Genomic DNA, 8995 nt, shown 5'->3' on the forward strand with positions numbered 1-8995 from the left:
TGTTCAGTTTTCAAGGTTCACTTGGTTTTGGTTATATGGAGCGGGTGAAGAGAATCGAACTCTCATCATCAGCTTGGAAGGCTGAGGTTTTACCACTAAACTACACCCGCGTTATTATAAAATTATGAAAGGAAGTTATTGGCGCGCCCGGCAGGAGTCGAACCCACAACCTTCTGATCCGTAGTCAGACGCTCTATCCAATTGAGCTACGGGCGCTAGTTGCTTGGTGCGGCCGAGAAGAGTCGAACTTCCACGGGATTTCTCCCACTAGGCCCTCAACCTAGCGCGTCTGCCATTCCGCCACGACCGCTTTGTATTTTAACAACAAGAATTATTGTACCATGTTAAAACAAAGAAGTCAATGAGGAAAATGATGAGCCATGTAGGATTCGAACCTACGACCCTCTGATTAAAAGTCAGATGCTCTACCAACTGAGCTAATGGCTCGCAAACTTAATAAAAAATGGTTGGGGAACCTGGATTCGAACCAGGGCGTGACGGAATCAAAATCCGTTGCCTTACCGCTTGGCTATACCCCAATAAAAAAATGGCGGTCCCGACCGGGATCGAACCGGCGATCTCCTGCGTGACAGGCAGGCATGTTAACCGCTACACCACGGGACCATTTGGTTGCGGGGGCAGGATTTGAACCTGCGACCTTTGGGTTATGAGCCCAACGAGCTACCGAACTGCTCCACCCCGCGATAATAAAATTAGTTTAACTTACTGTTATAAACACTAACGTGAGTTTTTCATTTTACTCATGACAACAATTAGTGAGTATTGAGTATAACATACTTCCTTCAAAAGAAAAGAAAGGTTGGTGACCCCTACGGGATTCGAACCCGTGTTACCGCCGTGAAAGGGCGGTGTCTTAACCGCTTGACCAAGGGGCCATGGCTCCGAAGGTAGGACTCGAACCTACGACCATCGCATTAACAGTGCGGTGCTCTACCACTGAGCTACTTCGGAATAATGTTATGTAACTAATCGACTTTCCCTATTATAAAGAGTTGAATCGACTTCGTCAACCCCTTTGGGTCAATTTGTTATTAAAATTATAACTCTAATTTTGATAATTGTCCTGAACACTTGCCACAACGGTACTTTGTGGTGTTTATACGGATTTTCCTTCTATAAAGTTGCCCACAAGAAATACAACCGTATACATGTTGGATTCTTCGCCTTTTCTTCTTGGTGGATTCCAAGTTTGCGCAAAACCTTGGAGAATTAGTCATTTTTAATAATTCCCTAAAATCTCTATCTCGGTGTTTGTATCCTTTTCCTTCTATATGTAAATGGTAGTGACACAGTTCATGTCGGATAATCCCTTCAAGCTCTTCCATTCCATAACATTCTAGTGATTTGGGGTTAATTTGGATGTGATGAGTTTGTAACATATATCGGCCACCCGTTGTTATGAGTCGGGCATTAAAGTACGCGTCATGTACAAATGGTTTATTAAAGACATTTTCTGAGATTTTCATTATGAGTTGTTGTAGTTCTTCGTTTGTCATGCAATCCATCCTTTGAATACTTTAAAGCCTACCTATAATAGGTAGGCTCCATGTTAGTTTTGTTTTACGGGAGATAGCATTGTTAATGCAATGCGCCCTTTTGTCTTTTCAATTTGTTCTACCCAGACAGTGACAATGTCTCCAAGTGCCACAACATCAAGTGGGTGTTTTACAAATCCTTTTTTTAATTTAGAAATGTGCACAAGTCCGTCTTGTTTTACACCTATATCTACAAATGCACCAAAATCGACCACATTACGAACTGTCCCTTGTAGCTCCATCCCACTTTCTAAGTCTTCCATTTGAAGAACATCCGTTTTCAACAGTGGTTGTGGAAATTGTTCTCGAGGATCACGAGTTGGTCTTTTTAATGTGTCAACGATATCTCGTAAAGTGATTTCTCCCATACCTAATTGTTCACTTAACTCTTTAAGATTTAACTCACTAAGAGCAAACTCAGCTTCCTTCGTTCCTATTTGCGCTTTTGTTAATCCGACTGATTTCAGCACTTCTTCTGCATTTTGATAGCTTTCCGGGTGTATACCAGTAGCATCAAATGGGTTTTTCGCTTCCGGTATCCGTAAAAAACCAATAGCTTGCTCATAGGTTTTTGCACCTAATCGAGGAATCTTTTTCAGTTGTGTACGAGACGTAAATTTACCGTTTTCATCACGCATAATAATGACATTTTCAGCTACAGTCTTTGATAAACCAGATACATATTGTAACAATGATGCTGACGCAGTGTTAATATTCACCCCGACTTGGTTGACTGCTGTTTCTACTATAAATGTTAAAGAATCATTTAATTTCTTTTGGGAAACGTCATGTTGATACTGACCAACCCCCACGGCCTTCGGCTCAATTTTCACTAATTCAGAAAGTGGATCTTGTAGTCGTCGAGCAATTGAAACTGCACTACGCTGTTCAACCTGAAGATTCGGAAACTCTGATCTCGCGTTTTCCGAAGCAGAATATACACTTGCTCCAGCTTCATTAACAATAACATAGGCAATCTCTCGTTCTTCTTCTTTTAGACATTCCGCAATAAATTGTTCCGTTTCACGAGAGGCCGTACCATTGCCAATCGCAATAATTGAAATCGGATAGCGTTTTAATACATCTAATACAGTCTTCTTAGATTGTTCTTTATTCGATTGCGGTGGGTGCGGATAAATTACAGACACTTCTTGGAGTTTTCCTGTATCGTCCACAACCGCTAATTTGCAACCTGTTCGATATGCGGGATCTACACCTAGTACCACTTTTCCTTTTAATGGTTGTTGTAATAACAAGTTCCTTAAATTTTCAGAGAATATATGGATTGCTTGGGTTTCTCCCTTTTCTGTTAGTTCAGCCCGCAGTTCACGTTCAATAGAAGGTGCAATTAATCGTTTATAAGAATCATCGATTGCTTCCTTCACTTGTGAAATACTTGGTGAAGAACTATAAGTCGGGACCCATTCATCACGCATAACACTTAAAATTCGATCAATCGGTGCTTGTAAACTGACTTTCAAAATTTCTTCTTTCTCTCCACGATTTAAAGCTAGAACTCGGTGAGGCACGATTTTTTTTACTGGTTCCGTGTAATCGTAATACATTTCAAAGACACTTTTTTCATCGTTACTTTGTTTTTTCAAAGTGGATAATATAGATCCTTCGGCACGTGTTAAGTTTCTAATTTTTTCACGAATCTTTGCATCGTCTGCAAATTGTTCTGCTAAAATATCTCGCGCACCTTGTAATGCAGTTTCAATATCCAGTACTTCCAATTCTTCATTCACGAAATCTTGTGCAAGTTCCTCAATTTGTATTTTTGAAAAACTAAATAAAAGATTCGCTAAAGGTTCTAGCCCTCTTTCTTTTGCGATGGTTGCTTTCGTTCTACGTTTTTGTTTATAAGGTCGATATAAGTCTTCCAACCTTTGTAGAACAGATGCTGCTTGTATAGCATTAGTTAACTCCTCAGTGAGTTTTCCTTGCTCGTCTATTAAGCGTAAAACTTCTTCTTTACGCTGTTCTATTTGTTGTATATAACGGTAACGATCCTCTACTGCTTTTATTTGGACTTCATCTAAAGAGCCAGTTGCTTCTTTTCGATAGCGCGCGATGAAAGGAACTGTATTTCCTTCTTCAAGTAAATTAATGACTTGTTGAGCTTGCGCTGTTCTTACATTAGTCTCTTTGGCAATTTGTTGCATCATTTGTTTTGGATCCATAGGACTCATCCTTTCTATACATTCCACTATTTTAACATAATACAAAACTACCATACACACCGAGTTCTTGGGTATCCTAAATCTTTGTACTTCTATCATTTAATGAATAACCATCCTGGTAAAGTAATGCCCAACCTTTTTTCTATTGAACATCCATTATTTTACAGTTTATAAAATCAAAAAAGCTTGCTCCTATTTATTGAAGCAAGCTACCGGTTATAAATGTTGCATCGTCACCGTGTTCAATAGTTCGAATTAAAGTATTATGCAAATCATATGCTCCCGAACTATTTCTCATCGTACTTTTAGGATTTCGTAATTCAACACCGTCCGAATGGAACAAAAATAAGTCACCAGGTTGATAAGTATAACTTTGAGTACGTAACTTTTGAGGTCGTCCCGATAAATAGCCCATTACCGGTAGCGGATAAATCATTTTATCGTCATTTTCACGAGTCATATAAAACTTAATATTTCCTACACAACTATATTGAATTATTTTAGATGAAAAATTCACTTTAAAAATTGCAACTGCAGCACCACGTTTTTTAAACATCAATACATTGCATCTTAATAACAAATCATCAAGCGATTCATGATGATATTCAGCTAAGATCATGGGAATGATTTCAGACGACTGTCTAGCAATAGGTCCACTACCTAAACCGTCAGCAATAGCACACAAAAAGTAGTCTTCATTCATATAGGTGAAGTATGAATCTCCAGACTCTATATTTCCCTTTTTCGCTTCTTGGTAGACAAACACTTCTAAGTTGGGGTGGTGAATGGACTCCATTAGGAAACTCCTCCAGCAGCTAATATGGCTTCTTGTAGTTTTTTAATGGCTTTACGTTGTAATCGGGAAACATGCATTTGTGAGATATCAAGTTTATCGCCCGCTTCTTTTTGGCTTAATTGATCAATATATGTATATTGAATGACTTGTTTTTCGCGTTCGGAAAGAACACTTAGTGCATTCGCTACTAACATCCGCTGATCTGTTTTCTCGTATCCATCATCTTGTTTCCCAATAACGTCAAATAAAGTGATACTACTGCCGTCTGAATCTGAATCAAGAGAGTGATCCATTGACAGAGCTTGATAGCTTCTGCCCATTTCCATCGCTTCTAAAACATCATCTTCATCAACATCGAGGTGTTCCGAAATTTCAAAAACTGTAGGCGAGCGTTGAAGTTCTGTCGTTAGTACCCCAACAGATGATTTGATACGTGGTCCTAACTCTTTAATACGACGTGGGACATGTACAGCCCAAGTTTTATCACGTAAAAAACGTTTAATTTCGCCAATAATTGTTGGCACAGCAAATGCTTCAAACGTCCGTCCAAATTCCGGGTCATATCGTCGAATTGCACCAAGTAAACCTAACATCCCCACTTGAGCAATATCTTCGTGATACGATTTCCCATTTGAATATTTGCGTGCAATTGACTCCACTAAACGCTGATAATTTAACACTAAGTTGGTTTGTGCTTCCTTATCTTCTGTTTCTTGATACGCTTTAATCCATTCTAAAACCTGTTCTTTTGTTTCATAGCTAGGAGGAGATATTTTCGACATTATCTTCCACCCGCTTTTCTTCGACATATTTCGTCATAAAGACTGTTACACCTTCTTGATGATGGACTTTTACTTCATCCATTAATGTCTCGATCAAATATAATCCAAGTCCACCCTCACGTAAAAATTGCACTTCTTGTTGTTCGTTGTAAGGACCGACCTTTTCTTTAGTTTCTTCAAAGTTGAAGCTTTTTCCATGATCTGCAACCATGATTTCAATCTTGTCAGGGTAAAGTGCACACCCAACAACTATTTCACCTCCATCTGCTTCATTATAAGCATGTTGTACTGCGTTGGTAATCGCTTCAGAAGAGGCAATTTTTAAATCTTCAATATCATCATAAGTAAAACCAATACGGCTTGCTAACCCCGATATCGTTAAGCGGGCAACACCAACATATTGAGGTTTTGCAGGAACACGAATTTCTACATAATCAAATGGTTTCATAATTCTTTTCCACCTTAACGTCTGTCTCAATATCCATAATTTCTCCAAGGCCTGTAATATCAAATAGTCGTTTTAAACGCGCCGAAAGTCCAGTTAACTTAACATGACCATTTTTCGCATTAATATTTTTAAAAAAAGCAACAATGACACCTAGTCCTGTACTATCCATATATGACACGTCAGATAAATTTAATTCAGCATGCATGCCCTCTTTTAACTGAACTGACGTTAATTTTTCACGTAGTATTGGTGCAGTAAGTACATCAATTTCCCCACCGATAAAAGCTTTTAAAAAGTTTTCTTCTTCTTTTAAAACTACTTCAATATTCATCAAATACACCCCGTTCATAAACTTTTTCCATTTCTTATACTCACTCAATACCACCTAAAGATTTTTTTAAAACATTTTATATAACTTTTTTGAAAATTACTAGTGTAAAGTCATCACGTAGTTCAAAATTTTGCATCTTTTCTAGTTCCTTGTACACAGTATCCACTATCGTTTGAGCAGGTTCAAAACGCACAGAATGGATTAATGAAATAATAATTTCTTGTTCAATAAAGCCGTCTTCAGTTCGACATTCAGTTACCCCGTCTGTCATCATAACGACAAAATCACCATTTTCCATCTTCACATCGTTTTGCTTATATGTAACATTTGGAACAACACCTAATAATAGGCCTTTTGTATGTAATTCGGTAAAATCATCTTTATTTGCATTGTAAAAAAGTGCGGGTTCATGACCAGCAGAAGCGAATGTAAAGATAGATTCTTTCACATTATAACGACCGTAAAACATGGATATAAACATATCATTATTAACACTTTTTTCAACGATACGATTGATGATATCTAATACTCTTTTTGGATCTGTAGTTGCATCCTGCAAGCTGTCCATGCCATATTTAATCATAGACATACATAGAGCGGCTGGAATACCTTTACCGATGACATCTGCAACAGCGACTCCAGCATTGTTAATATTATCACTGAGAAAGTAGATATAATCTCCGTTCATTTTTCGGGCTGGTACAGTTATGAGACCAATCTCAAGACCGTTAACTTTCGGAACAGTTGTTTTCAATAATGTACTTTGCACATTAGCCGCTAAGTCGATTTCTATATTCATTTCTTCTTGTTGTTGAATTAAATTTTGATGTTCAGACAGAGCTAGGCCATAGCGAATCATCATTTCAATTAGTAAATCGAATGAATTCCATACATTCATTGGCAACTCCGGAAACATATTTTCTAGTGCTCCCTTATGAATACTAATTACTTCTTCAGGAGCAATATTCTTTTTGATTAGTTGTCGACTTAAATTTTGGCCAGCATATAAATTTTCCTCGGTTTGACTCATTAAGTATTGACGTAAAATTTCCTTGTATTGCCACTCTATTTTTTGAGGCATTCTGTGTCCTCCTAGCGAATCCATTTCGTCGCTTTAATAATGGTTCCTTCTCCTAAAACTGTATCTAATTTAAAATCATCCATTAACCGTCTTACCCCAGGCACCCCTGCGCCTAATCCACCAGAGGTTGAGAAGCCGTCTTCCATCACTTTTCTAACATCCGGAATTCCTGGACCTTCGTCTGATGCGGTAATGATAATGCCAATTGATCCACGTTCTGATATTCTTTCAATTTCAATTTTTCCTTTACCAGCATAAATATATATATTTCGAGCAAGTTCACTAATGGCTGTTGTAATACGTGCTTGATCAACTGTTCCAAATCCAACTTCTCTTGCTTCATTCCGACCAAGTTGCCTTGCAGCAACAATGTCCCATTCTGATAAAATTACTACAGAAGACCTTGTTCCCATAATTAAGCCTCCAATTCTCTTTGGAGTTTTTCAAGACCGTTCTCAAGGTCTAACGCGGTCATAACATCTTCTAATCGAATCCCTAATTCTATTAGTGTGATGGCAACTGCTGGTTGGATTCCTGTTATAACAACTTTTGCACCCATTAAGCTAGACATACTGATAACATCACCCAAAACTTTAGCGATAAAGGAATCAATAAAATCGATTGGTGTTAAATCAATTACAACACCGCGAGCACTAGTTTCATGGATTTTGTTTAGTAAATCTTCTTGAAATTGAAGCGCAGTTTGATCTTCTAATTCCCATTGTACAGAAACAATTAGACAGTCCTTTAATTTCAAAATCGGGATACGTAATTTCAAACCTCTTTCACCTCCACGATTTTACGATTTGTCAGAGCTAATGCTTGTTCGACTCCACGCTGCAACGTACTCGTTGTTGTGAAACCTTTTATGTCAACACCTAAATCGACCATTGTGTGTGCAATTTCAGGACGAATTCCTACGACCATACACTTAGCTCCTACTAAACGCACTGCATCTGCTGCCTGAATTATGTGATGCGCAACCATCGTGTCGACAACAGGCACACCTGTAATATCTAGTAATACTACCTCTGCTCTATGTTTCACTACTCCTTCCAGTAAGTTTTCCATGATTAATTTCGCCCGTTCTGTGTCAATCGAACCAACAAGTGGCATAACTGATATTTTATCGAAAACAGGAATTAATGATGCTGAAAGTTCTTGCAACACATTTTTTTGTAATTTAAATGTAAGTTCCCATTTTTCTTCATGTTTTTCAACGATTCCATTGCGCATTGGTGTAATCCAATTTGAGAATATAGAAATATACTCTTTCGTATTTTGTTCTGTTATAATTTCTTTTTCTTCTAACATTTCAAATACGACGTTGGCAAAATGATTGATCGCTTTCATGATGAAGAGAATGGACCAACCAAAGCGCACCACTTTGTTGGTAAATTCGTTTAAGCGATACTCATAGTTATTTTCATTTTCTACAAGATTAGAAATCATTAACTCAGAAAATTCACGACTTGTTTTAACGATGACAGCTTGAGATATTACTTGGAAAAAGAGTTCCTCTGAGTCGTTTTTCATCAGTTCTTGCCATTTACCTAATATTTCATCTTGATTGTCTCGAATGAATATAGCCATTTGATTTTTCATTTTTCTAGTGAAACCTCCTTAAAACCATTATATACTTACTATTCTATCTGAAACCCGACTATTTAACACTTTATTTAAATATAATAAGAAAAACCGGGCAAAGTGCTCCCGGTCCTTTAAGCAAGAACATAGTATCAACTTTGGTTTCCGGTTATGATTTCCGTTACAGGCGGACGCTTTCCGCGGGCGGTCCGTGAGCCTCCTCAGGCCAAC

The 8995-nt window shown here is 37.9% G+C and carries 10 protein-coding genes and 9 tRNA genes; all 19 read right to left on the bottom strand.

Annotated features, from left to right (window positions below; translation table 11 throughout):
* Positions 1 to 36: 36 nt before the first annotated feature.
* The 19 genes from B371_RS0103700 to B371_RS0103790 all read right to left on the bottom strand — a co-directional run bounded on the left by B371_RS0103700 (position 37) and on the right by B371_RS0103790 (position 8782).
* Positions 37 to 110 (bottom strand) — tRNA-Gly (locus B371_RS0103700).
* A gap of 29 nt (positions 111 to 139) precedes the next feature.
* Positions 140 to 216 (bottom strand) — tRNA-Arg (locus tag B371_RS0103705).
* 8 nt (positions 217 to 224) lie between these two features.
* A tRNA-Leu gene (locus tag B371_RS0103710) sits at positions 225 to 310 on the bottom strand.
* Between the two features lie 64 nt (positions 311 to 374).
* A tRNA-Lys gene (locus B371_RS0103715) sits at positions 375 to 447 on the bottom strand.
* Between the two features lie 17 nt (positions 448 to 464).
* Positions 465 to 539, bottom strand: a tRNA-Gln gene (locus B371_RS0103720).
* Between the two features lie 9 nt (positions 540 to 548).
* Positions 549 to 624: transfer RNA gene (locus B371_RS0103725), tRNA-Asp, on the bottom strand.
* Between the two features lie 3 nt (positions 625 to 627).
* Positions 628 to 704, bottom strand: a tRNA-Met gene (locus B371_RS0103730).
* 117 nt (positions 705 to 821) lie between these two features.
* A tRNA-Glu gene (locus B371_RS0103735) sits at positions 822 to 896 on the bottom strand.
* Between the two features lies 1 nt (position 897).
* Positions 898 to 972: transfer RNA gene (locus B371_RS0103740), tRNA-Asn, on the bottom strand.
* Positions 973 to 1058: 86 nt separating this feature from the next.
* Positions 1059 to 1517, bottom strand: coding sequence for a SprT family protein (locus tag B371_RS0103745; protein ID WP_019412965.1), 459 nt, complete (start codon positions 1515 to 1517; stop codon positions 1059 to 1061).
* Between the two features lie 53 nt (positions 1518 to 1570).
* Positions 1571 to 3739, bottom strand: a complete 2169-nt coding sequence (locus B371_RS0103750) for a Tex family protein (RefSeq protein WP_019412966.1) — start codon at positions 3737 to 3739, stop codon at positions 1571 to 1573.
* 196 nt (positions 3740 to 3935) lie between these two features.
* A complete protein-coding gene (locus B371_RS0103755; protein WP_019412967.1) occupies positions 3936 to 4535 on the bottom strand; it encodes a PP2C family serine/threonine-protein phosphatase in 600 nt (199 codons plus the stop codon).
* On the bottom strand, positions 4535 to 5317 hold the full coding sequence (gene sigB, locus B371_RS0103760; protein WP_019412968.1) for an RNA polymerase sigma factor SigB: 783 nt from the start codon (positions 5315 to 5317) through the stop codon (positions 4535 to 4537). Before sigB ends, B371_RS0103755 begins: the two co-directional genes overlap by 1 nt.
* Positions 5295 to 5765, bottom strand: a complete 471-nt coding sequence (rsbW, locus tag B371_RS0103765) for an anti-sigma B factor RsbW (RefSeq protein ID WP_019412969.1) — start codon at positions 5763 to 5765, stop codon at positions 5295 to 5297. The genes sigB and rsbW overlap by 23 nt, the downstream gene beginning before the upstream one ends.
* Positions 5752 to 6096, bottom strand: a complete 345-nt coding sequence (locus tag B371_RS0103770) for an anti-sigma factor antagonist (RefSeq protein WP_019412970.1) — start codon at positions 6094 to 6096, stop codon at positions 5752 to 5754. The genes rsbW and B371_RS0103770 overlap by 14 nt, the downstream gene beginning before the upstream one ends.
* Before the next feature lie 76 nt (positions 6097 to 6172).
* A complete protein-coding gene (locus B371_RS0103775) occupies positions 6173 to 7177 on the bottom strand; it encodes a PP2C family protein-serine/threonine phosphatase (RefSeq protein ID WP_019412971.1) in 1005 nt (334 codons plus the stop codon).
* An 11-nt stretch (positions 7178 to 7188) separates the two neighbouring features.
* Entirely contained in the window at positions 7189 to 7590 is a 402-nt protein-coding gene (locus B371_RS0103780; protein WP_019412972.1) for an anti-sigma regulatory factor, read from the bottom strand.
* 2 nt (positions 7591 to 7592) lie between these two features.
* Positions 7593 to 7955 (bottom strand): STAS domain-containing protein, encoded by a 363-nt coding sequence (locus B371_RS0103785; RefSeq protein ID WP_019412973.1) that lies wholly within the window; start codon positions 7953 to 7955, stop codon positions 7593 to 7595.
* A complete protein-coding gene (locus B371_RS0103790) occupies positions 7952 to 8782 on the bottom strand; it encodes an RsbT co-antagonist protein RsbRA (RefSeq protein ID WP_019412974.1) in 831 nt (276 codons plus the stop codon). The genes B371_RS0103785 and B371_RS0103790 overlap by 4 nt, the downstream gene beginning before the upstream one ends.
* Between the last annotated feature and the right edge of the window lie 213 nt (positions 8783 to 8995).

It is taken from the genome of Paenisporosarcina sp. TG20, from assembly GCF_000286315.1.
GTDB lineage: Bacteria > Bacillota > Bacilli > Bacillales_A > Planococcaceae > Paenisporosarcina.

Bases quoted from the DNA above. Each gene is read 5' to 3' on its own strand.
- B371_RS0103750 (WP_019412966.1), bottom strand. From the start codon at position 3,739: ATGGATCCAAAACAAATGATGCAACAAATTGCCAAAGAGACTAATGTA.
- B371_RS0103755 (WP_019412967.1), bottom strand. From the start codon at position 4,535: ATGGAGTCCATTCACCACCCCAACTTAGAAGTGTTTGTCTACCAAGAA.
- B371_RS0103780 (WP_019412972.1), bottom strand. From the start codon at position 7,590: ATGGGAACAAGGTCTTCTGTAGTAATTTTATCAGAATGGGACATTGTT.
- rsbW (WP_019412969.1), bottom strand. From the start codon at position 5,765: ATGAAACCATTTGATTATGTAGAAATTCGTGTTCCTGCAAAACCTCAA.
- B371_RS0103775 (WP_019412971.1), bottom strand. From the start codon at position 7,177: ATGCCTCAAAAAATAGAGTGGCAATACAAGGAAATTTTACGTCAATAC.
- sigB (WP_019412968.1), bottom strand. From the start codon at position 5,317: ATGTCGAAAATATCTCCTCCTAGCTATGAAACAAAAGAACAGGTTTTA.
- B371_RS0103745 (WP_019412965.1), bottom strand. From the start codon at position 1,517: ATGACAAACGAAGAACTACAACAACTCATAATGAAAATCTCAGAAAAT.
- B371_RS0103770 (WP_019412970.1), bottom strand. From the start codon at position 6,096: ATGAATATTGAAGTAGTTTTAAAAGAAGAAGAAAACTTTTTAAAAGCT.
- B371_RS0103790 (WP_019412974.1), bottom strand. From the start codon at position 8,782: ATGAAAAATCAAATGGCTATATTCATTCGAGACAATCAAGATGAAATA.